Source organism: Nocardioides sp. GCM10028917, assembly GCF_042666175.1.
Taxonomy (GTDB): domain Bacteria; phylum Actinomycetota; class Actinomycetes; order Propionibacteriales; family Nocardioidaceae; genus Nocardioides.
On the sequence record NZ_JBHTFL010000013.1, the window covers coordinates 54,608 to 75,627 of the forward strand.

Annotated in this window: 18 protein-coding genes and 1 tRNA gene; 12 read left to right on the plus strand and 7 right to left on the minus strand. The window is 71.5% G+C overall.

Translation table 11 applies throughout. From position 1 onward, the window contains the following. Positions 1–43: 43 nt before the first annotated feature. Both ACFQW6_RS20385 and ACFQW6_RS20390 read right to left on the minus strand, forming a co-directional pair. Positions 44–1,174 carry a 2-oxoacid:ferredoxin oxidoreductase subunit beta gene (locus ACFQW6_RS20385; protein ID WP_378549891.1) on the minus strand — a complete coding sequence of 377 codons (1,131 nt, stop codon included), beginning with the start codon at positions 1,172–1,174 and terminating at the stop codon, positions 44–46. Beyond that, positions 1,174–3,114, minus strand: a complete 1,941-nt coding sequence (locus tag ACFQW6_RS20390; protein WP_378549894.1) for a 2-oxoacid:acceptor oxidoreductase subunit alpha — start codon at positions 3,112–3,114, stop codon at positions 1,174–1,176. Before ACFQW6_RS20390 ends, ACFQW6_RS20385 begins: the two co-directional genes overlap by 1 nt. A 233-nt stretch (positions 3,115–3,347) precedes the next feature. Here ACFQW6_RS20390 and ACFQW6_RS20395 point away from each other — a divergent pair, with 233 nt between their 5' ends. Genes ACFQW6_RS20395 through ACFQW6_RS20415 form a run of 5 tightly spaced genes read left to right on the plus strand, consistent with a single transcriptional unit; the run spans position 3,348 to position 7,895 of the window. Then, complete coding sequence (locus ACFQW6_RS20395) at positions 3,348–4,397, plus strand: sulfate ABC transporter substrate-binding protein (RefSeq protein WP_378549897.1); 1,050 nt, start codon at positions 3,348–3,350, stop codon at positions 4,395–4,397. A 36-nt stretch (positions 4,398–4,433) separates the two neighbouring features. Continuing rightward, positions 4,434–5,282: a sulfate ABC transporter permease subunit CysT gene (cysT, locus tag ACFQW6_RS20400; protein ID WP_378549900.1), complete on the plus strand. Its 849-nt coding sequence runs from the start codon at positions 4,434–4,436 to the stop codon at positions 5,280–5,282. Next, on the plus strand, positions 5,275–6,147 hold the full coding sequence (locus ACFQW6_RS20405; protein ID WP_378549903.1) for a sulfate ABC transporter permease: 873 nt from the start codon (positions 5,275–5,277) through the stop codon (positions 6,145–6,147). The genes cysT and ACFQW6_RS20405 overlap by 8 nt, the downstream gene beginning before the upstream one ends. Before the next feature lie 58 nt (positions 6,148–6,205). After that, entirely contained in the window at positions 6,206–7,183 is a 978-nt protein-coding gene (locus tag ACFQW6_RS20410; protein WP_378549906.1) for a sulfate/molybdate ABC transporter ATP-binding protein, read from the plus strand. A gap of 58 nt (positions 7,184–7,241) precedes the next feature. Next, positions 7,242–7,895 carry a B12-binding domain-containing protein gene (locus tag ACFQW6_RS20415; protein WP_378549909.1) on the plus strand — a complete coding sequence of 218 codons (654 nt, stop codon included), beginning with the start codon at positions 7,242–7,244 and terminating at the stop codon, positions 7,893–7,895. Positions 7,896–8,347: 452 nt separating this feature from the next. Here ACFQW6_RS20415 and ACFQW6_RS20420 read toward each other — a convergent pair whose 3' ends face one another. Beyond that, positions 8,348–8,839, minus strand: coding sequence for a YajQ family cyclic di-GMP-binding protein (locus tag ACFQW6_RS20420; protein WP_378549912.1), 492 nt, complete (start codon positions 8,837–8,839; stop codon positions 8,348–8,350). 85 nt (positions 8,840–8,924) lie between these two features. Here ACFQW6_RS20420 and ACFQW6_RS20425 point away from each other — a divergent pair. The 4 genes from ACFQW6_RS20425 to ACFQW6_RS20440 all read left to right on the plus strand — a co-directional run bounded on the left by ACFQW6_RS20425 (position 8,925) and on the right by ACFQW6_RS20440 (position 12,646). Further along, positions 8,925–9,006 (plus strand) — tRNA-Tyr (locus ACFQW6_RS20425). 82 nt (positions 9,007–9,088) lie between these two features. Next, positions 9,089–10,345, plus strand: a complete 1,257-nt coding sequence (locus tag ACFQW6_RS20430; RefSeq protein ID WP_378549915.1) for an AGE family epimerase/isomerase — start codon at positions 9,089–9,091, stop codon at positions 10,343–10,345. A 7-nt stretch (positions 10,346–10,352) separates the two neighbouring features. After that, complete coding sequence (locus ACFQW6_RS20435; RefSeq protein WP_378549918.1) at positions 10,353–11,309, plus strand: carbohydrate kinase; 957 nt, start codon at positions 10,353–10,355, stop codon at positions 11,307–11,309. Next, positions 11,306–12,646 (plus strand): nitrate/nitrite transporter, encoded by a 1,341-nt coding sequence (locus ACFQW6_RS20440; protein WP_378549921.1) that lies wholly within the window; start codon positions 11,306–11,308, stop codon positions 12,644–12,646. Before ACFQW6_RS20435 ends, ACFQW6_RS20440 begins: the two co-directional genes overlap by 4 nt. On the opposite strand, the gene ACFQW6_RS20445 is transcribed toward ACFQW6_RS20440, so the two are convergent. The 4 genes from ACFQW6_RS20445 to ACFQW6_RS20460 are packed head-to-tail and all read right to left on the minus strand — an operon-like array spanning position 12,643 to position 16,389. Then, positions 12,643–13,323: a histidine phosphatase family protein gene (locus ACFQW6_RS20445; protein ID WP_378549924.1), complete on the minus strand. Its 681-nt coding sequence runs from the start codon at positions 13,321–13,323 to the stop codon at positions 12,643–12,645. The genes ACFQW6_RS20440 and ACFQW6_RS20445 overlap by 4 nt on opposite strands. Positions 13,324–13,352: 29 nt before the next feature. After that, complete coding sequence (locus ACFQW6_RS20450) at positions 13,353–14,258, minus strand: phosphodiesterase (RefSeq protein ID WP_378550772.1); 906 nt, start codon at positions 14,256–14,258, stop codon at positions 13,353–13,355. 53 nt (positions 14,259–14,311) lie between these two features. Next, positions 14,312–15,529, minus strand: coding sequence for a fumarylacetoacetase (fahA, locus tag ACFQW6_RS20455; RefSeq protein WP_378549927.1), 1,218 nt, complete (start codon positions 15,527–15,529; stop codon positions 14,312–14,314). Then, the gene (locus tag ACFQW6_RS20460; protein ID WP_378549930.1) at positions 15,526–16,389 is read right to left on the minus strand and encodes a hypothetical protein; all 864 of its coding nucleotides are present in this window, start codon (positions 16,387–16,389) and stop codon (positions 15,526–15,528) included. Before ACFQW6_RS20460 ends, fahA begins: the two co-directional genes overlap by 4 nt. Positions 16,390–16,458: 69 nt before the next feature. Between ACFQW6_RS20460 and ACFQW6_RS20465 the strand changes: the two genes are divergently transcribed. The 3 genes from ACFQW6_RS20465 to ACFQW6_RS20475 are packed head-to-tail and all read left to right on the plus strand — an operon-like array spanning position 16,459 to position 21,014. Beyond that, positions 16,459–17,691 (plus strand): homogentisate 1,2-dioxygenase, encoded by a 1,233-nt coding sequence (locus tag ACFQW6_RS20465; protein ID WP_378550773.1) that lies wholly within the window; start codon positions 16,459–16,461, stop codon positions 17,689–17,691. A 52-nt stretch (positions 17,692–17,743) separates the two neighbouring features. After that, on the plus strand, positions 17,744–19,165 hold the full coding sequence (gene zwf / locus ACFQW6_RS20470; protein WP_378549933.1) for a glucose-6-phosphate dehydrogenase: 1,422 nt from the start codon (positions 17,744–17,746) through the stop codon (positions 19,163–19,165). Continuing rightward, on the plus strand, positions 19,155–21,014 hold the full coding sequence (locus ACFQW6_RS20475) for a glycoside hydrolase family 15 protein (protein WP_378549936.1): 1,860 nt from the start codon (positions 19,155–19,157) through the stop codon (positions 21,012–21,014). The genes zwf and ACFQW6_RS20475 overlap by 11 nt, the downstream gene beginning before the upstream one ends. Positions 21,015–21,020 lie beyond the last annotated feature (6 nt).

Sequence of the window (21,020 nt, forward strand, 5' to 3'; positions counted from 1 at the left end):
TGGACGATCCGGCTGGACGATCCGGACGACGATCAGCTGATCGTCAGATGATCGTCCAGGTGTCGCCGCCGCCGATCAGCGCCGCCAGACGGGCGGAGCGGTCGGCGGTGGCGCCATTTCCGGCCTCGTCGACGGCGGCGGAGACCTGCTCGCGAGCCTGGTCGTCGTACGTCGGTCGCTCGACCTGGCGGAAGATCCCGATCGGCGAGGTGTTGAGGTAGCCGGAGTCGGTGAGCCGCGAGATCGCGAAGGCCATCGTCGGGTCGGGGCTGTGCGCGTCGTGGACCAGGACGTCCGCGGCGTCCGCGTCGGCGGTCGCCACGACCTGCACACCGCCGGTCGCGGTGTCGCGGACGAGCGCCTTCGCCCGGCGCCCGTCCTCGAGCGTGGCGCCGAACGTGATCGGCTCGCCGTGCACGAGCGGGATGATGGCGTCGGCCTTGGTCTCCGCCGACTTGATGGCGTCGAACGCGCCGTCGTTGAAGATCGGGCAGTTCTGGTAGATCTCCACCAGCGACGTGCCGCGATGGGCGGCGGCGGCGGCGAGCACCGCGGTGAGGTGCTTGCGGTCGGAGTCGATGGTGCGCGCCACGAACGACGCCTCGGCACCCAGGGCCAGCGACACCGGGTTGAACGGGTGGTCCAGGGAGCCCATCGGGGTCGACTTGGTGACCTTGCCGGTCTCCGAGGTGGGGGAGTACTGCCCCTTGGTCAGGCCGTAGATGCGGTTGTTGAAGAGCAGGATCGTCATGTTGACGTTGCGACGCAGCGCGTGGATGAGGTGGTTGCCGCCGATCGACAGCGCATCGCCGTCACCGGTGACGACCCACACCGACAGGTCCTCGCGCGCCGTGGCGATGCCCGTCGCGATCGACGGCGCGCGGCCGTGGATCGAGTGCATGCCATAGGTGTCGAGGTAGTAGGGGAAGCGCGAGGAGCAGCCGATGCCGGAGACGAACACGATGTTCTCCCGGCGCAGGCCCAGGTCGGGCAGGAACGACTGGACGGCCTTGAGCACGGCGTAGTCGCCGCACCCGGGGCACCAGCGCACCTCCTGGTCGGAGGTGAAGTCCTTGCCGGTCTGCGGTCCGTCGGCCGCCGGCACCTGCTCGGTCCCGGAGCGCAGGCCGGGGAGACCGATCTGGATGGGGGTGCCGGTCAGGGGGGTGCTCATCAGATGTGCTCCTTCTGGGTGGGCTCGCCCCACACGCCGAGCTCGACGTCGAGGCCCTCGGCCTGACCGACGAGCTCGCCGATCGCGTGGGCGAGCTCGGTGGCCTTGAGGGGCAGCCCGCGGACGTGGTTGTAGCCGACGGCATCGACGAGGTACTTCGCGCGCAGCAGCAGCGACAGCTGGCCGAGGTTCATCTCGGGCACGAGCACCTTGTCGTAGCCCTTGAGGACCTCGCCGAGGTTGCTGGGGAACGGGTTGAGGTGGCGGAGGTGCGCCTGGGCGACCTGGTAGCCGGCCTTGCGCACCCGGCGTACGCCGGCGCCGATCGGGCCGTAGGTGGACCCCCAGCCGAGGACCAGCACCTTGGCCTCGCCCGACGGGTCGTCGACCTCGACCAACGGGATGGAGTCGGCGATCCGGTCGACCTTCGCCTGGCGCGTGCGGACCATGAAGTCGTGGTTGGCGGGGTCGTAGGAGATGTTGCCGTGCCCGTCGCCCTTCTCGAGGCCGCCGATGCGGTGCTCGAGGCCGGGGGTGCCCGGGATCGCCCACGGCCGCGCGAGCGTCTTGTCGTCGCGCAGGTAGGGCCAGAACTCTGAAGTCTCTGTCTCGTCCGGCCCAACAGTCGTGTGGTTCTTCTCGGTGGCGAAGTCGGGGTCGATCACCGGCAGGTCGTCGATGGCCGGGACCCGCCACGGCTCGGAGCCGTTGGCGAGGTAGCCGTCGGAGAGCAGCAGGACCGGCGTGCGGTAGGTGACGGCGATCCGGGTGGCCTCCACGGCCGCGGCGAAGCAGTCGCCGGGGGACTTGGGCGCCACGATCGGCACCGGCGCCTCGCCGTTGCGGCCGAACATCGCCTGGAGCAGGTCGGCCTGCTCGGTCTTGGTCGGCAGGCCGGTCGAGGGTCCGCCGCGCTGCACGTCGACGACGACGAGCGGCAGCTCGGTCATCACGGCGAGACCGATCGCCTCGGACTTCAGCGCCACGCCGGGGCCCGAGGTGGAGGTCACGCCGAGGTGCCCGACGTACGACGCACCGATCGCGGCACCGACGCCGGCGATCTCGTCCTCGGCCTGGAAGGTGGTGACGCCGAAGGACTTGTGCTTCGACAGCTCGTGGAGGATGTCGGAGGCGGGGGTGATCGGGTAGGTGCCGAGGAAGACGGGGAGCCCGGCCTGGACGCCGCCGGCGACGAGCCCGTAGGCCAGCGCGAGGTTGCCGGTGATGTTGCGGTAGGTGCCGGGCGGCAGGACGGCGGGCTTGACCTCGTACTGGATCGCGAAGGTCTCGGTGGTCTCGCCGAAGTTCCACCCGGCCTTGAACGCCGCGAGGTTGGCGTCGCGGATGTCGGGCACCTTGGCGAAGCGCTTGGTGAGGAACGCCGTCGTCGGGTCGGTGGGGCGGCCGTACATCCAGGACAGCAGGCCGAGCGCGAACATGTTCTTCGCGCGCGAGGCGTCCTTGCGCGAGAGGCCGAACTCCTTGACCGCCTCGACCGTCATGCCGGTCAGGTCGACGGTGTGGAGTGCGTACTCGGCAAGGGTGTCGCCGTCGAGCGGGTTCTCGGTGTAGCCCGCCTTGGTCAGGTTGCGCGCGGTGAAGTCGTGGGTGTCCACGATGATCGTCGCGCCCTTGTGGAGGTCGCCGAGGTTGGCGCGCAGGGCCGCCGGGTTCATCGCGACGAGCACGTCGGGGGCGTCGCCCGCGGTAAGGATGTCGTGGTCGGCGAAGTGCACCTGGAACGACGACACGCCCGGGAGGGTGCCCTGGGGGGCGCGGATCTCCGCGGGGAAGTTGGGCAGCGTCACCAGGTCGTTGCCGAAGGCCGCGGTCTCCTGGGTGAACCGGTCACCCGTCAGCTGCATGCCGTCACCGGAGTCTCCTGCGAACCGGATGATGACGCGGTCGAGCTGCTTGACCTGCTTGTCGGTCTGGGTCACCTCTTGCCCTGCTTCCTACGTGTCACGAGAGTCGTCTCCCAGCTCCCCACGATAGTCGCGGCTCGGGCGGAATCCCGCCGCTCCCCACGTGATGGACGCCTCCTCGGTACCCCGTCCGCCGCGTGCGTGACCCACGACACGCGCCCGAATCGCGAGCAATGTCCGCTTGCAATCAATAAAGTCATGTATCTTTCTCGACATTGCACACCGATCGAGAAAGTCGAGCATCCCCCATGCAGATCCGTTCACGTGCCGCTCTTGCGGCCGCACTCGTAGGGGCCACCCTCTCCGGACTGGCCCTCTCCGCCTGCGCCCCCGGTGGCGCCAGCAGCAGCGACGAGGATGACGCCAACACCATCCACATCGTCGGCTTCGCGGTCCCCGAGGCCGCCAACAAGAACATCGCCACGGAGTTCACCACGACGCCCGAGGGCGAGGGCGTGAAGTTCCAGACCTCCTACGGTCCTTCGGGGGACCAGAGCCGCGCGGTCGCCGCCGGGCTCAAGGCCGACTACGTCCACTTCTCGGTGCCGACCGACGTCACGCGTCTCGTCGACGAGGGCCTCGTGGCCGACGACTGGGACGCCGGTGACAACAAGGGCGTCGTGTCGCGCTCGGTCGTCGTGTTCGGTGTCCGCGACGGCAACCCCAAGAACATCAAGACCTGGGACGACCTGGTCAAGCCGGGCGTGGAGATCGTCACGCCCAACCCGGCGTCCTCCGGCGCTGCGCGCTGGAACGCCCTCGCCGCCTACGGTCAGGTGATCAGCGACGGTGGCACCGAGAAGGAGGCCACCGAGTACGTCAACAAGTTCTTCAAGAACGTGGTGTCGCTGCCGAGCAGTGGTCGTGACGCCACCACCGCCTTCCTCGGCGGCACCGGTGACGTCCTCATGGCCTACGAGAACGAGGCGATCCTCGCCGCCCAGAACGACGAGGGCTTCGAGTACGTCCTGCCGGAGACCTCCCTCCTGATCGAGAACGCGGGCGCCATCCTCGAGGACGCGTCCGAGCCCTCGCAGGCCTGGCTGGACTTCGTCCTCTCCGACGAGGGCCAGAAGCAGTTCGCCCTCACCGGCTTCCGCCCGATCCGTGACGACGTCGACTACGGCGGCACGGTCGAGGGTGCGGCCGACCCGTCCAACCCGTTCCCCGAGGTCGGGACGCTGCTCACGGTCGACGAGGACTTCGGCGGCTGGGACGAGGTCTCGACCAAGTTCTTCGACGAGGAGAACGGCCTGATCTTCGAAGCCATCCTCGGCGCCGGCCTCTCCCTCGAGTGACCTGCGGGATCACTCACCTCCACCCCCATCTCTGTCATGACCTCAACTGAGATCGCAGCGGTCCGACCGGCGAGGACTCCTCGCCGGTCGGGGCCGCGCTCCACGCTCACGCGGTCGTCGGGACTCGGGCTCGGCATCGCCATGATCTGGTTCAGCGCGCTGGTCCTGATCCCCCTGGCGGCCGTCGTCGTCACCGCCATCGACGGCGGCTGGGACGTCTTCTGGTCGACCATCACCAACGGCCAGACCGCCGCCGCCATCAAGCTCACCGTCTTCACCGCTGCCGGCGTCACGGCCGTCAACGTGGTGATGGGCCCGCTCATCGCCTGGGTCCTGGTCCGCGACCGCTTCTGGGGCAAGTCGGTGCTCGAGGTGCTGATCGACATCCCCTTCGCGCTGCCGACCATCGTCGCCGGCCTGGTGCTGCTCTCGCTCTACGGCACCGACAGCCCGATCGGCATCGACATCGCCAACCAGCGCCCGGCCGTGTTCCTCGCGTTCCTCTTCGTCACCCTGCCGTTCGTGGTCCGCATGGTCCAGCCGGTGCTCGAGGAGCTCGACCGCGACGTGGAGGAGGCCGCCGCCTCGCTCGGCGCGAGCCGGTTCACCACCTTCCGCCGCATCATCCTGCCCAGCCTCACGCCGGCCATCACCGCCGGCGCGGCCCTGTCCTTCGCCCGGGGCGTCAGCGAGTACGGCTCGCTGGTCCTGCTCTCGGGCAACCTCCCGTTCAAGACCGAGGTCACCTCCGTGCGGATCCTCAGCAGCATCGAGAACGACAACGTCGCGGGCGCCGCGGCCGTCGCGACGGTGCTGCTGGCCATCTCGCTCGCGGTGATCGTGGTCCTGGACCTGATCCAGAGGCGGGTGGCTGCACGTGGCTGACACGCTGATCCGCCCGCCCGCCGAGGTGCCTCCCATCGAGGAGCGCCGCAAGCCCCCGCGGGTGCGCAAGACCCCGGTCACCTACCTGCTCCGGTTCATCGTCACCGCCTACCTGTTCTTCCTGGTGGCGTGGCCGGTGTCCCTGGTCGTGACCCACACCTTCGACAACGGGTGGGAGTCGATCCGCCTGCTCCTCGAGGACCCCGACATGGTCGTGGCGCTGCAGCTCAGCGCGTACGTCGCGTTCTGGTCGGTGCTCATCAACACGGTCTTCGGCGTCGGCATGTCGCTGCTGCTCGTCCGCTACGAGTTCCCGGGCAAGCGCCTGCTCAACTCCCTGCTCGACATCCCGCTCTCCGTCTCGCCGATCGTCGTCGGCCTCGCGCTGGTGCTCGTCTACGGCGGCCGCAACGGCTGGTTCGGCCCGACGCTCGCCGGCTGGGGAGTCGACGTCATCTTCTCGACGCCCGGGATCATCATGGCGACGACCTTCGTGGCGCTGCCGTTGATGATCCGCGAGCTCGTGCCGGTCCTCGAGGAGATCGGCATCGAGCAGGAGCAGGCCGCCCAGAGCCTCGGCGCCAGCGGGTTCCAGCGCTTCTGGCGGATCACCCTGCCCTCCATCAAGTGGGGCATCACGTACGGCGTCGTGCTGACGCTGGCGCGCTCGCTCGGCGAGTTCGGGGCGGTCAAGGTCGTCTCGGGCAACGTGCTCGGCCAGACCCGCACGGCGACCCTGGCGGTCGAGGAGAAGTACCTCAACTTCGACCAGCAGGGCGCCTACGCCACGGCGTTCCTGCTCGCCATGGTGTCCGTCGCCTGCATCGTCGTCGTCGGGATCATCCGGCCCAAGAACAACCACTGACCTCCCCTGCACCCGCACCCCTGACCTCACACCCCTGATCGACCAGAGAGGCACCACCATGAGCATCGAAGTGACCGGCCTGAACAAGAAGTTCGGCGACTTCGTGGCGCTCGACGACGTCAACGTCACGATCCCGACCGGCCAGCTCACCGCCCTGCTCGGGCCCAGCGGCGGCGGCAAGTCGACGCTGCTGCGCATCATCGCGGGCCTGGAGAGGGCCGACACCGGCTCGGTCACCATCGAGGGCGTCGAGGCCACCCACCTGCCCGCGCAGAAGCGCAACGTCGGCTTCGTCTTCCAGCACTACGCCGTCTTCAAGCACATGACGGTGGCCAAGAACGTCGCCTTCGGGCTCGAGATCCGCAAGCGCCCCAAGGACGAGATCGAGCACCGCGTCCAGGAGCTGCTCAAGCTCGTGCACCTCTCGCAGTTCGCGCACCGGCTCCCCTCCCAGCTCTCCGGCGGCCAGCGGCAGCGCATGGCGCTCGCTCGTGCCCTCGCGGTGGAGCCGTCCGTGCTGCTGCTCGACGAGCCGTTCGGCGCCCTCGACGCCAAGGTCCGCAAGGAGCTGCGCGACTGGCTGCGCCGCCTGCACGACGACGTGCACGTGACGACCGTGTTCGTCACCCACGACCAGGAGGAGGCCCTCGAGGTCGCCGACGAGATCGTCGTGATCAACGAGGGCCGCGTCGAGCAGGTCGGCACCCCCGACCAGCTCTACGACGAGCCGGCCAACGACTTCGTGATGTCGTTCCTCGGCGAGGTGACCCACCTCGGTGGCGTCTCGCTCCGCCCCCACGACATCGAGCTCGAGTCCTCGCCCCAGCTCGCGGGAAGCGTCGAGGGCACGATCTCGCGCATGGTCCGGATCGGCTTCGAGGTGCGCCTCCACGTGCTGACCGTCGACGGCGACGAGGTGTCGGTGGTCGTCACCCGCGCGCACGCGCGGTCCCAGCGGCTCCAGGAGGGAAGCACCGTCTGGCTCACCCCTGCGGCTGGGGCGACAGTGGTCCCGCGGATGGCTGCGGCCGTCTGACCACCGCCGGCGCAGCCAGAACGTCACGCGCCCTTGCGGCGAGCGCTAGCGTGCGCCTGTGAGCATCGCGACGACGGCCGACGAGCTGTGGGCGGCCGTCGAGACCTTCGACGCCGAGGCCGCCGAGGTCGCCATCGCCCGGCTCCTGTGGGACGTGCCGCTGTCCGGCGCGGTGACCGGTGTGGTGCTGCCCTTCCTGCAGGAGGTCGGCGACCGATGGGAGGCCGGCACGATCTCGGTCGCGCACGAGCACTTCGTCAGCGACATGCTCCGCCGCACGCTGACTGCTCTGGCCGCCGTGCCGCCGGCACCCGTGCTGGCGGACGCGTCGGCGGCCGCGCCGGTCGTCGTCCTCGCCTGCCCGCCGGGGGAGCGGCACGACATGGTGCTGCTCTGCGTGGCGTTGATGCTGCGCGAGCGCGGGGTGCGGGTGCGGTTCCTGGGGGCGGACACCCCGGTGCCGGCCATCCTCACGGCGGCGCGCGGCTCGCGAGCCGACGCCGTCGTGCTCGCGGCGACGCGACCGACGATGTTCACCTCGCACGCGTCGGCCCTGCGCAAGCTCGCCGCCGACCACCCGCTGTACGCCGCGGGGCGCGGCGCTGACGAGCAGACCCTTGCCGAGATCGGGGCGCGCCCGCTGCCGGTCGATCCGGTCCGGGCGGTCGTGGTGCTGGTCGGTGCGCTGACCACGCTCAGCACTCGCTGGTGAGGCGCTGAGCCCCGCCAGCCCCCCAGGCCTGACGGGGCTCGACCCCATCCCCACATCTGCCCACGACCGTACGCCCGGGGTCGGGATCCGGTAAGAGGCGATGCAGGACTCCACCGCTGAGGGTGAGAGCGGCCTAGACCATCGTCGGGGACCCGACTGCGTTGTGAAGCGAGTCACAAGGTCTTTGCCTTCGGCGGGCCCGGTCGCCCTGCCTAGACTCGTCCACGACCCCGGTCGCTCAACCCCCGTGAGCGATCGGGGTCACTCCCGCACGAAGAACGCCCCACGACCAACCCCCTGGTCGTGGGGCGCTCTCGTCTCCAGCGACGATGCAGTCGCCCCCCGTGCGACTGCCGGCCACTCGCGTACGACCAACGTAGGCAGCGCAGCCGGAGGCGTCCTCGGCTTCGAGAGATCTTCGACGTTCCCGGCAGAACCATCCGGCTGCGGGCTCAACGGTAGTTGGTGAACTGCACCGCGAAGTCGTAGTCCTGCGACTTCACCAGCTGCTGGACGGCCTGCAGGTCGTCGCGCTTCTTCGACGAGACCCGCAGCTCCTCGCCCTGCACCTGCGCCTTGACGCCCTTGGGGCCCTCGTCGCGGATCAGCTTGGAGATCTTCCTGGCGTCCTCGGAGGTGATGCCCTCCTTGAGCGCGATGTCGATCTTGGAGACCTGGCCAGACTGGCGCGGCTCGGACGCGTCGAGGATCTTGAGGCTCTGGTTGCGCTTGATCAGCTTGTCCTGGAAGACGCTGAGCACGGCGCTGGCGCGGTCGTCGGCCGAGGCGGTGATCTCGATCGCCTGCTCGCCCTTCCACTCGATGGACGCCCCGGTGCCCTTGAAGTCGAACCGGTTCGCGATCTCGCGGGCCGTCTGGCTGAGCGCGTTGTCGACCTCCTGACGGTCCAGCTTGCTCACGATGTCGAAGCTCGAGTCGGCCATTCCGTGTGCCTCCTAGGTGGGGCTCCTGACGGTGCCCCGGCGATTCGTAGTGGTGTCCGTGCCTTGCTATTGTTCCGCACGGCCCGGCAGGTTGCCCGAGCGGCCAAAGGGAGCTGACTGTAAATCAGCCGGCATTGCCTACAGAGGTTCGAATCCTCTACCTGCCACTGGACGCAGTCCAGTCGCGAGACCCCCGCACGGTGTGCGGGGGTCTCGTGCGTCGTGGGTCGTGACTGCTTGACTGCCCGGATGGACGACGCCTCCCTCGACGACGCCGCACCCGACGACCCGGCACCCGACGACGCCTGGCTCGACGCCGAGTGCCGGCGCCTGCTCGACTTCGGCCGGCGCGTCGTGCACCCCCGAGGCGGTGCCGCGTGGCTCGACGACGACGGCGCGCCCGACCTCGGCCGCCCCGTGCACACGTGGATCACGAGCCGCACCGTCCACGTCTACGGGATCGGCGCGGTGCTCGGCGTCGATGGCGCCGCCTCGATCGCCGCGGGGGCCCTCGACGGCCTGCGCGGGGTGCTCCGCGACCCCGAGCACGGCGGTTGGTTCGGCGCGGTCGGTCCGGACGGCGAGCCCGACGACGTCAAGTCCTGCTACGCCCACGCGTTCGTGATGCTCGCCGGCTCGACCGCCGTCGTCGCGGGCTTGCCGGGCGCGGACGACCTGCTCCCCGAGGCGACGCAGGTGTTCGAGGAACACTTCTGGGACGACGACCTCGGCCGCGTCGTCGACGAGTGGGACCGGGGCTGGACCACCCCCGCGCCCTACCGCGGCCTCAACTCCACGATGCACTCGCTCGAGGCGATGCTCGCGGTCGGCGACGTCACCGGCGACGGCGTCTGGCACGACAGGGCGGCCCGGCTGGCCGGCCTGGTGCTCGAGCTCGCGCCGTCGTACGACGGACGGCTGCCCGAGCACTTCGGCCCGGACTGGTCGGTCGACCTCGAGCTCAACCGCGACCGCCCCGGCGACCCGTTCAAGCCCTACGGCGCGACCGTCGGGCACGGCCTGGAGTGGTCGCGGCTGCTGCTCCAGCTCGAGGCCACCCTGGGTGAGGCGGCGCCCGCTGGCCTCCTCGACACCTCGCGCCTGCTCTTCGACCGCGCGGTCGCCGACGGGTGGCACGCCGACGGCGCGCCGGGCTTCGTCTACACGACCGACTGGGAGGGCCGCCCCGTCGTGCGCGAGCGGATGCACTGGGTGGTCGCGGAGGGGATCGCGGCCGCCGCGGCGCTGCACCGCCGCACGGGTGAGGAGGACGACGCGCGGCGCTACGCCGAGTGGTGGGCCTACGCCCGCGACCACCTGGTCGACCGCGAGCGGGGGTCGTGGCACCACGAGCTCGACCCCGCCAACCGGCCGCAGGCCAGCGTGTGGCCGGGCAAGCCCGACCTCTACCACGCGGTGCAGGCGACCCTCCTCCCGCGACTGCCGCTCGCGCCCAGTCTCGCCCGCGCGGTGGCGATGTCGGGCGGCCTCCGGGCACCGGCATGATGGGGGCATGACCGACGCGCAGCCCCGGATCCTCGTCGTCGGCGAGGCGCTCGTCGACGTGGTGCCCGGCCCCGACGGCACGACCCGCGACCACCCCGGCGGCAGCCCCGCCAACGTCGCGATCACCCTGGGTCGGCTCGGGCGCGACGTACGCCTCGTGACGCTGCTCGGCGACGACCAGCGCGGTGCCGCCGTGCGGGCGTGGCTGGAGGCGAGCGACGTCACGGTGCTCGCAGGCCCGACCGGCTCCGGCCGGACGTCGACCGCGGCGGTGACGCTCGACGAGTCGGGCGCCGCGACCTACGACTTCGACCTCGACTGGGACCTGCACTCGGTGCCGGACGAGCCGTGCGACGTGCTCCACGTGGGCTCGATCGCGACGGTCCTCGACCCGGGCGCCGACACGGTGCTCGAGGCGTTCCGCACTCACCGCGGACGGGCGCTGCTCTCGCTCGACCCGAACGCGCGCCCGGCGATCACCCCGGACCGCCCGGGCCCCGTCGCCCGGGTCGAGGAGCTCGTCGCGCTCGCCGACGTCGTCAAGGTGAGCGACGAGGACCTCCACTGGCTCCACCCCGACGACGACCCCGTCACGACCGCCGCCCGCTGGGCCGAGGCCGGCCCCGCTCTGGTCGTCGTGACGCGCGGCGGCGCCGGCGCGGTCGCCGTACGCCCCGGCGGGACCGTGCTCGACGTGCCCGGGGTCCCGGTCGCCGTGGCCGACACCGTGGGCGCGGGCGACACCTTCAGCGGCGTGCTGGTCGACGCCCTGCTGGCGCACGGCGTGCACGGCGCCGGGGCTGCCGACGCGCTCCGCGCACTGACCGACCGCGACCTGCTCGACGTCGTCACCACGGCCGCCGTCGGCGCGGCGATCAACGTCTCCCGCCCCGGCGCCGACCCGCCGACGCGCGCGGAGCTCTCCGCTGCGCTCGGTGTGGACGACGGAGCCGGGCAGGAGTGAGCGCGGAGCAGATCCACGACATCGGGAGACGGCGGGCCTGGGTCATCTGGCTTGTCTCGCTCGCCGTCTACGCGCTGGCGGTCTTCCACCGCAGCTCGCTCGGCGTCGCGGGGATCATCGCGGCCGAGCGGTTCGACATCAGCGCCACCCGCCTGGCGACGTTCACGGTGCTGCAGCTCGTGGTGTACGCCGGCATGCAGGTGCCGGTGGGGGTCCTGCTGGACCGCTACGGCTCGCGCGCCATGCTGCTCGCCGGCCTCGTGCTGATGACGGCGGGCCAGCTGGGCTTCGCCTTCTCGACGTCCTTCGGCACCGCCGTCGCGGCCCGTGCGGTCGTCGGCGCGGGCGACGCGATGATCTTCGTGAGCGTGATCCGGCTCGTCAGCATCTGGTTCCTGGTGCGACAGGCTCCGATGGTCACCCAGCTCACCGGGCTGACCGGGCAGCTCGGGGCCATCGCCGCCGCCGGCCCCCTGTCGTTCCTCCTCCACGAGCTGGGCTGGACGCGCGCGTTCGCGCTGACCTCGAGCGTCGGCGTCGTGCTGCTCGTCGCGGTCGTCGCGCTCGTCAAGGACTCGCCCTACCGGCGAGAGGAGGTCGTCGCGATCAAGCTCCGCGCGCTCGCCCAGTCCGTCCGCACGGTGTGGGGCAACCCCGGCACCCGGCTCGGGATGTGGTCGCACTTCTCCTCGCAGTTCGCCGTCACCGTCTTCGCGCTGCTGTGGGGCTACCCGTTCCTGGTGCAGGGACTCGGCTGGTCCTCGGCCGATGCCAGCACCCTGCTGATGGCGATGACCGCATGGGCCGTCGTCAGCGGGCTGGCGCTGGCGCGACTGGTGGGTCGGCTGCCCTACTACCGCTCGTGGATCGTGGTCGGCGTCGTGATCACCATGGTGGTGCCGTGGACCGCGGTGCTGCTGTGGCCGGGCGTCGCGCCGACGTGGCTGGTGGTCGTCATGGCGTTCGCCACGGCCAGCGGTGGGCCGGCGTCGATGGTCGGCTTCGACCTCGCCCGCTCCTTCACGCCCCCGCACGAGACCGGCCGGGCCAACGGGCTCGTCAACATCGGCGGGTTCACCGCGTCGCTGCTCACGATGGCGCTGATCGGCGTCGTCCTCGACCTCACGGCCTCCGGCGGCATGGAGACGTACACGCTCGGCGACTTCAAGCTCGCGATGTCCGTGCAGTACCTCTTCTGGACGCTCGGCGTCGTGCAGACCCTCCGCTACCGCCGCCGCGGCCTGGCCCACCTCGCCCGGGTCCACCCCGGCTCGGTCGAGCAGATGCGGGCCGGGCACCCGTTCGTCCACCCGGGGATCGGCACGGAGGGCGTCTAGCCGATCTCGCCGTCCCCGTCGGGGTCGAGGTCGCCGGTCGGGTCCTCGGCGGTCGGGTCCTCGAGGAAGTCGCCGCCGACGGGGTGGCCCTGCCAGGAGACCATCTCCCAGCCGGAGTCGTGGTCGCCGTCGAGCACGATGAGCGCCGTGTTGTGGAGCGGCTGGGTCGCGGGCGGCGCGTCGGGGTGGGGAGCCATCCGGGTCGAGACCCAGGTGCGGAGAGCGGCGCCGTGGCTGACGACCAGCGCGGCGTCGTGCCCCGCCTCGACGATGGTGCGCACTGCGGCGTCGTAGCGGGCGAGGAACTCCTCGCCGGTCTCGCCGCCCGGCATCCGGTGGGCGAGGTCGCCCTCGAGCCAGGTGGCGACGGCGCCGATGTAGCCGGCGACCGCGTCGTGGTCGCTGCGCATCTCGAAGTCGCCGGCGTCGATCTCCTGCAGCCCGTCGAGCTGGACGGGCTCGATGCCGCGGTCCTCGGCGGTGGGGGCGGCGGTCTGGTGGGTACGCACGCGGCTGGATACGTAGATCGCGTCGAGCCGTTCGCCGGCGATCGCCTTCGCGGCGGCCGCGGCCTGGGCGCGACCGAGGTCGGTGAGGTCGAGCCCGGGGTGGGCGGTGTCGAGCTCGCCCGAGACGTTGGCGTGGGTCTGGCCGTGGCGCATGAGCAGGAGTCGCAAGGAGGGTCCTCTGAGCGGGCGGGTGCTGGCTAGTTGTTGAACGGGGACGTCTTGCTGGAGGCGAGCTCGAGGACCTGCTCCAGCGGCACGCCCTCCAGCGCCTCGGCGATGTCGGAGCCGATGTGGCTCACCTCGGTGCCGCGCTCGAGCAGCACCTGGGTGTGCACGAGGCGGTCGTCGTAGGTGTGCACCATCGTGAAGCCCTGGCCGCCGTCGACGCCCGACACGAAGCGGTCGACCGGCGCCGGGTCGAGGGTGTAGCAGCTGGCCGCGGTCACCGAGACCGGTACGCCGGCGAACGTCGACCACGTCGGCAGGTGGAGGTGCCCGGCCAGGATGCCGCGCACGTCCGTGCCGGTGATGACGTCGGCCAGCGCCTGCTGGTCGTGCAGCTCGATGAGCTCGGCGGCGCGGATCATCGGCAGGGGCAGCGGTGGATGGTGCATCGCCAGCAGCGTGCCGTGCTCGGCCGGCGTGGCGAGCACGTCGGCCAGCCACGCCAGCTGCTCGGGAAGCAGCTCGCCGTGGTGGTAGCCGGGCACGCTGGTGTCCAGCGCGACGATCCGCAGCCCGTCGACCTCGTGCACCCGGTCCTGGCAACCCGCGTCGTCGGAGTCGAAGAGGGCCTTCGCGAAGGGTGCGCGCTCGTCGTGGTTGCCCATCGTCCAGACCACCGTCGCGCCGATCCCGGCGGCGAAGGGCTCGACGATCGACCGGAGCCTGTCGTAGGCGTCGGGCTCGGCCCGGTCGGCGAGGTCGCCCGTGAAGACGATCGCCTGCGGTGCCGGCTGCACGGCCGCCAGCCGGTCGAGCGTCCGACGCAGGTTGGCGTCGTTGTCGATGACGCCGTAGTGGAGGGCGCCGCCTCCGATGAGGTGCGGGTCGCTGAGGTGGGCGACGACGTGCCGCGGGGCGGCGTACTGGCCGAGCTGCATCACGGTGAGCAGCCTAGGACCCGGGCGCTCGCCCCGGGAGTCCCGGCAGTGCGTCAGCGCGCGGGCAGGATCCGCCCGGTGACCTCGCCGAGGGTGATGCGGCCTCCGCTCGTGCCGGGGGCGGAGTAGCGCAGGGTCACCTCGTCGCCGTCCTCGAGGAACGTGCGATCGCGACCGCCGGCGGTGAACGGCTCCGTGCCACCCCAGCTCAGCTCGAGCAGCGAGCCGCGCTGGTCCGGCTCCGTGCCCGAGATGGTGCCGGACGCCCACAGGTCGCCGGTGCGCAGGCTGGCGCCGTTGACGGTGGTGTGGGCCAGCATCTGGGCCGGTGACCAGTACATGGTGCGGTAGGGCGGACGAGCGACGACCTCGCCGCCCAGCACCACCTCCACCTCGATGTCGAGGCCGGCGGGCCCGTCGACGCGGAGGTAGTCGAGCACCGGCGGGTCGTCCTGGCCGGGCAGGTCGATCCAGGCGGCCTCCAGCGCGGCCAGCGGGGTGACCCACGCGCTGACCGAGGTCGCGAACGACTTGCCTAGGAAGGGGCCGAGCGGGACGTACTCCCACGCCTGGATGTCGCGCGCCGACCAGTCGTTGAGGCCGACGACGCCGAAGGTGTGCCGCGCGAAGTCCGCGGTGGGCACCCGCTCGCCCAGCGGGGACGGCACGCCGACGACGAAGCCGAGCTCGGCCTCGATGTCGAGGCGTTGCGAGGGACCGTAGGTCGGCAGCTCGTCCGTGGGCGCCTTGCGCTGCCCGCACGGGCGCACGACGTCGGTGCCCGACACGACGACCGTGCCGGAGCGGCCGTGGTAGCCGACGGGGAGGTTCTTCCAGTTGGGCAGCAGGGGCTCGGAGTCGGGCCGGAACATCCGCCCGACGTTGGAGGCGTGGTGCTCCGAGGCGTAGAAGTCGACGTAGTCGCCGACCGCGAACGGCAGCAGCATCGTCACCGAGTCCACCGGCGCGAGCGCGGGCTCGACGAGGTCGCGCTCGGTCTGGTCGGTGAGCAGGCCCGTCACCCATGCCCGGGTGGAGTCCCACACGGTCGGCCCTGCCGCCATGAACGGGTTGAGGGTGGGCTGGTCGAACAGCTCATGGGTGTCCACCATGTCGGCCGCCGCGACGACGCTCAGGTCGAGCACCTGGTCGCCGATCCGCACCGCGACGCGCGGCCGTTCGCCGGAGCGCGCGAACACGCCGTACGGCAGGTGGTCGACGTCGAACCCGGAGCCCGCGGCTCCCTCGACCCAGCTGGTGCGGGCGTTCATGCGGGCTCCTCCACGAGTCCGAGGGCGATCAGGTCGTCGAGCGGCTCCGTGACCGAGCACGAGCCGAACGAGGTGAACCAGCGGCGCGCGCCGGCGACGCCGCCGTCGGCAAGGCCGTCCACCAGGGCGGCGCCGTCGCGCTGCTCGAGCTGCGCGGTCGCGTCGTCGACCGATCCGCCGTCCCACAGCGTCCTCGTCGCGGCCAGCACGTTGAGGAAGCCGTGGGCGCCACCGCCCTCGGGGTCGTGGCGGACGGCCCGGTGCAGCCCGGCCGTGGCCTTGAAGCCGGTCTCGCGGTCGAGCGCAGCGTCGACCCAGCCGGCGACGGTCGCGGAGTCGGGGACCAGGTCGTGGTCGACGTTTCCGAGCCGCAGCTTCAGGCGGTGCCCGCAGGCCGCGACCTCGTCGGCGGCGGTGAGCCAGGCGGCCGTGGCGGGTCCGGGCAGCTCGACGAAGAGGGGTACGTCGACCTCGGCCGCACGCAGGGCGGCATCGATGCGGCGGACGTTGCCCACCGGGTCGTCGACGTCGCGGACGGCGATCTCGACGGCCGCCACCTGCAGCCCGAGCCGGTCGGCCACGCCGAGCGGTCCGGCGAGCTGGCCCGCTCCGCCGGTGACGACCACCGACAGTGGCGCACCGAACCCGCGGACGAGCGGCAGGTCGGTGTCGCGGAGGACGAAGCTGCCGACGAGGTCGGCCCACCACGCGCCACGGCGCTCGGTGTGAGCCGCGGTGGCGTCGTGGAGGGGCACGTCACCCGGCGGGAAGATCGCGGCGTCGTCGACGAGGCCGCGCCACTCCTCGGGCCAGGCCGAGGCCGGCTGGGCGGGATCGACAGGTGCGGGACTGGGGACCACGGGGATACGCTATAGCCACCAGATAGCGGACGCTCGCGTCCGATAGTCGGATGATTGGATCGCACCCCGATGGCCCACTACCGCGCACTCGGCCGGCTGCCCCGCCAGCGCCACACCCAGCTCCGCGACGACGACGGCCACCTCCTCCGCGAGGAGCTGATGGGGGAGGAGGGCTTCTCGTCAGACTCCTCGCTGCTCTACCGTCGGGGCGTGCCGAGCGCGATCACCGACAGCCGGGTGTGGGACCTGCCCGACCAGTCGCGCACGCCCAACCACCCGCTCAAGCCGCGTCACCTCAAGCTCCACGACCTCGGGACCGGGACGTGCCCCGTCGAGGGCCGTCGGCTGGTCCTCGGCAACAACGACGTCCGCATCACCTACGTCGTCACCGGCACCGACCCCTCGCCGCTCTACCGCAACGCCATCGGCGACGAGTGCATCTTCGTCGAGTCCGGCACCGGGGTCGTCGAGACCGTCTTCGGCGTCGTGCCGTACCGCGCCGGCGACTACGTGGTCGTCCCGCGCGCGACCGACCACCGCTGGGTGCCGGCGGAGCCGTCGCGGCTCTACGCCATCGAGGCCAACAGCCACATCCACCCGCCCAAGCGCTACCTCTCGCGCTTCGGCCAGCTGCTCGAGCACGCGCCCTACTGCGAGCGCGACCTGCACGGCCCCGCCGAGACCTTCGAGGCCGAGGGCACCGACGTCGAGGTCCTGGTCAAGCACCGCACCAGTGCCGGCATCGTCGGCAGCCGCCTCACCTATGCGACACACCCCTTCGACGTCGTCGGCTGGGACGGCTGCCTCTACCCCTACACGTTCAACATCGAGGACTACATGCCGATCACCGGCAAGGTCCACCAGCCGCCGCCGGTGCACCAGGTCTTCGAGGGCTGGAACTTCGTCATCTGCAACTTCCTGCCCCGCAAGGTCGACTACCACGACCTCGCCATCCCGGTGCCCTACTACCACTCCAACGTCGACTCCGACGAGGTCATGTTCTACGTCGGCGGCGACTACGAGGCCCGCAAGGGCTCGGGGATCGGCATCGGCTCGATCAGCCTGCACCCCGGCGGCCACGCCCACGGTCCGCAGCCCAGCGCGATCGAGGCCAGCCTGGGGGTCCAGTACTTCGACGAGTCGGCCGTCATGCTCGACACGTTCGCCCCGCTCGAGCTGGGCGAGGGCGGCCTCGCCGTCGAGGACCCGGCGTACGCCTGGACCTGGGCCGGGCGCGGCCCGAGCCCGTCGAGTGGTGCGGCCGGCGACGACGGTGGGCCGGCGGTCTACAGCAACAGCTGAGGCCCCCACAGGCGCCTGACCCCTCCTTCGGGTGGTCGTTAGCGTGGCGAGCATGACGACCGCCGACCTGCCGCCCTACGTCTTCCTGCTGTTCGGTGCCCGTGGCGACCTCGCGGCGCGCAAGCTGTTCCCGGGGCTCTACCGGCTGGCGGCGGCCGGCCGGCTGCCCGCGGACTACGCCGTGATCGGCAGCGGGCGGCACTCGCCGGGCTCGGACGACGACTTCCGCGACGAGGTGCGCGAGGCGCTCCGCGCGTCGGTCGACGACCTCGACGAGGACGTCGCGCGCGACCTGCTCGACCGGGTGTCGTTCCAGGCCTCCGACGCCGACGACGGCGCGGACCTCGCCGCCCGGGTGCGGGAGGTCGAGGAGGGCCTCGGCGACGACGTGCTCCGCCTCGTCTACCTGTCGGTGCCGCCGACCGCCATGTCCGGGATGGTCGGCATGCTCGGGCGCGAGGGGCTGGCCGAGCGGGCCCGCCTGGTGATCGAGAAGCCCTTCGGCCTCGACCTGACGTCCTTCGAGGAGCTCGACCGGGACGTGCACGAGGTCTTCGAGGAGGAGCAGGTCTTCCGCATCGACCACTTCCTCGGCAAGGAGGCCGTCCAGAACCTGCTGGCGCTGCGCTTCGCCAACGCCCTCTTCGAGCCGGCGTGGGACCGCCGCAGCATCGCCTCGGTGCAGGTCGACGTCCCCGAGACGCTGGCCATGGAGGGCCGCGGCTCGTTCTACGAGTCCACCGGCGCGCTGCGCGACATGGTCTCCACGCACCTGTTCCAGATCCTCGGCGCGGTCGCCCTCGAGGACCCGGGGGAGTGGTCGGCCGACGCCGTACGACGCGCGCGGGCCGCGGTCTTCGCCGACGTCCGTCCGATCGACCCGGCGCGCGTCGTGCTCGGGCAGTACGACGGCTACCGCGACGAGGACGACGTGGACGAGGACTCCGACGTCGAGACCTTCGTGGCGCTGGAGGCGTGGGTCGACAACGACCGGTGGAGGGACGTGCCGTTCCACCTGCGCACCGGCAAGGCGATGGCCGAGACCCGGCGCACCGTCACCCTCCGCTTCCGGGCGCCCGACTCGACGGTCTTCGGCGGCAACGGGCTGCCGCGCGACGAGCTGGTCCTCGAGCTCACCGACGAGGCACAGATCCACGTCGACCTCCTCGGCAAGCGACCCGGACCGGAGATGGAGCTCGCGCCGGCCACGATGCGCCTGGACCTGGGTGAGGAGCTGCCCGACGACGAGCCGCTGGAGGCCTACGAGCGCCTGCTCCTCGACGTGCTCGCCGGCGACCACACGTTGTTCGCCCACGCCGACGAGACCCGGCGGCTGTGGGAGGTGTGCCAGCCCGTGCTCGACGACCGGCCGGCGCCGCTGCCGTACGACCAGGAGTCGTGGGGACCGGCCGAGGCGCTCGACCTGCCCGAGGGCGGTTGGCGGCTCGGGAGCGGCGACGCCGATGGCGAGTGATGGCGCGCGCGGCCCGGTCACTCCCATCGCTGACCATGGCCTGATCGGCGACCTCCGCACGGCGGCGCTCGTCGCCACGGACGGCACGATCGACTGGTTCTGCCCCGGCCGCTTCGACGCCCCGAGCGTGTTCGCCTCGATCCTCGACCCCGACGGCGGGTCCTGGCGGCTCGGTCCCGACGATCCCGAGGCCCGCAGCCAGCAGTACTACCACCCCGAGACCAACATCCTCGTCACCCGGTTCATGACCGAGCACGGGGTGGCCGAGGTGCAGGACTTCATGCCGGTGATGCGCGCCCACGACCCGGACCACCGGCAGCGGCTGGTGCGCCGGGTGGTCGGCCTGCGGGGCTCGGTCGACCTCACCATGCACATGGCGCCCCGGCCCGACTACGCCGCCACCGATCCGGACCTGAGCGTCGAGGACGGCGTCGTCCGCTTCGCCGACGGCGACCTCCACCTGGCCCTGTCGAGCACGGTCGACCTCGACGTCGCCGACACCGCGGCGACGGCGCGGCTGGGGCTCGCCGCCGGCGAGTCCGCGCTCTTCGTGCTCGAGGTCCTGGCGCCGGGCGAGCCGGCCCTGGGGTGCGCCCAGTCGGACGTCTCCGAGCTGTTCGAGGCCACGGCCGCCTTCTGGCGGGGCTGGCTCGCGCAGTCGACGTACACCGGACGGTGGCGCGAGTGGGTGGACCGCTCGGCGCTCACCCTCAAGCTGCTGTGCCACGAGCCCACCGGCGGCATCGTCGCGGCACCCACCACCAGCCTCCCGGAGCGCATCGGCGGCAGCCGCAACTGGGACTACCGCTACGTGTGGGTCCGCGACGCCGCGTTCAGCGTCTACGCCCTGCTCCGCCTCGGCTTCACCGACGAGGCGGCGGCGTTCGTCCGCTTCCTGTCCGAGCGGCTCGGCGAGGCGGCCGACGGTGCGGACGACGAGCTCGGTCCGCTGCGCGTGCTCTACGACCTCGACGGCGGCCTGCCGCACGAGCGCGAGCTCGACCACCTCGCCGGCTACCGCGACTCCCGCCCCGTGCGGGTCGGCAACGCCGCGGTCGACCAGCTGCAGCTCGACGTCTACGGCGAGATCGTCGACTCGGTCTACCTCTTCGACAAGCACGGACGCGGCATCAGCCACGACGCGTGGAGCGACCTGCGGGGCATCGTCTCGTGGCTGATGGACAACTGGCAGCGCCCCGACGCCGGCATGTGGGAGATCCGGTCCGACCCCCGCACGCACACGACGTCGCTGGTGATGAGCTGGGTGGCTGTCGAGCGGATGATGCGGGTGGCGCGCCGCAGGGGGCTCCCCGGCGACCTGACCGAGCTGGCCGCCACGCGAGACAAGATCTACGAGCGCGTGATGACCGAGTGCTGGAACGACGAGCTCGGGGCCTTCACCGCCTTCGCGAACAGCGACGTGCTGGACGCCGGTGCGCTGCTGATGCCGATGGTGAAGATGCTCGCCCCCGACGACCCGCGGTTCCTCTCCACCCTCGCCGCGATCGAGGACCGGCTCGTCACCGACAGCCTCGTGCTGCGCTACGACCCCCACGCGTTCGGCGACGGCGTGCTCACGGGCGACGGCGAGGACGGTGACGACCACCCGGCCGGGGAGGGCACGTTCTCGCTCTGCTCGTTCTGGTACGTCGAGGCGCTGACGCGCGCGGGTCGGCTCGCCGAGGCCCGCCTCGCGCTGGAGAAGATGTTCACCTACGCCAACCACCTCGGCCAGTACGCCGAGCAGGTCGCGCTCAACGGCGAGCAGCTCGGCAACTTCCCACAGGGCTTCACCCACCTGAGCCTGATCAGCGCCGTGATCAACCTCGACCGGAGCCTCGACGGCTGACGGTCG

What these genes read in the sequence shown, in the direction of transcription:
- ACFQW6_RS20385 (WP_378549891.1), bottom strand. Translation starts at nt 1,174, where the DNA reads ATGAGCACCCCCCTGACCGGCACCCCCATCCAGATCGGTCTCCCCGGC.
- ACFQW6_RS20450 (WP_378550772.1), bottom strand. Translation starts at nt 14,258, where the DNA reads ATGCAGCTCGGCCAGTACGCCGCCCCGCGGCACGTCGTCGCCCACCTC.
- zwf (WP_378549933.1), top strand. Translation starts at nt 17,744, where the DNA reads ATGACGACCGCCGACCTGCCGCCCTACGTCTTCCTGCTGTTCGGTGCC.
- fahA (WP_378549927.1), bottom strand. Translation starts at nt 15,529, where the DNA reads ATGAACGCCCGCACCAGCTGGGTCGAGGGAGCCGCGGGCTCCGGGTTC.
- cysT (WP_378549900.1), top strand. Translation starts at nt 4,434, where the DNA reads ATGACCTCAACTGAGATCGCAGCGGTCCGACCGGCGAGGACTCCTCGC.
- ACFQW6_RS20475 (WP_378549936.1), top strand. Translation starts at nt 19,155, where the DNA reads ATGGCGAGTGATGGCGCGCGCGGCCCGGTCACTCCCATCGCTGACCAT.
- ACFQW6_RS20410 (WP_378549906.1), top strand. Translation starts at nt 6,206, where the DNA reads ATGAGCATCGAAGTGACCGGCCTGAACAAGAAGTTCGGCGACTTCGTG.
- ACFQW6_RS20420 (WP_378549912.1), bottom strand. Translation starts at nt 8,839, where the DNA reads ATGGCCGACTCGAGCTTCGACATCGTGAGCAAGCTGGACCGTCAGGAG.
- ACFQW6_RS20435 (WP_378549918.1), top strand. Translation starts at nt 10,353, where the DNA reads ATGACCGACGCGCAGCCCCGGATCCTCGTCGTCGGCGAGGCGCTCGTC.
- ACFQW6_RS20395 (WP_378549897.1), top strand. Translation starts at nt 3,348, where the DNA reads ATGCAGATCCGTTCACGTGCCGCTCTTGCGGCCGCACTCGTAGGGGCC.
- ACFQW6_RS20430 (WP_378549915.1), top strand. Translation starts at nt 9,089, where the DNA reads ATGGACGACGCCTCCCTCGACGACGCCGCACCCGACGACCCGGCACCC.
- ACFQW6_RS20465 (WP_378550773.1), top strand. Translation starts at nt 16,459, where the DNA reads ATGGCCCACTACCGCGCACTCGGCCGGCTGCCCCGCCAGCGCCACACC.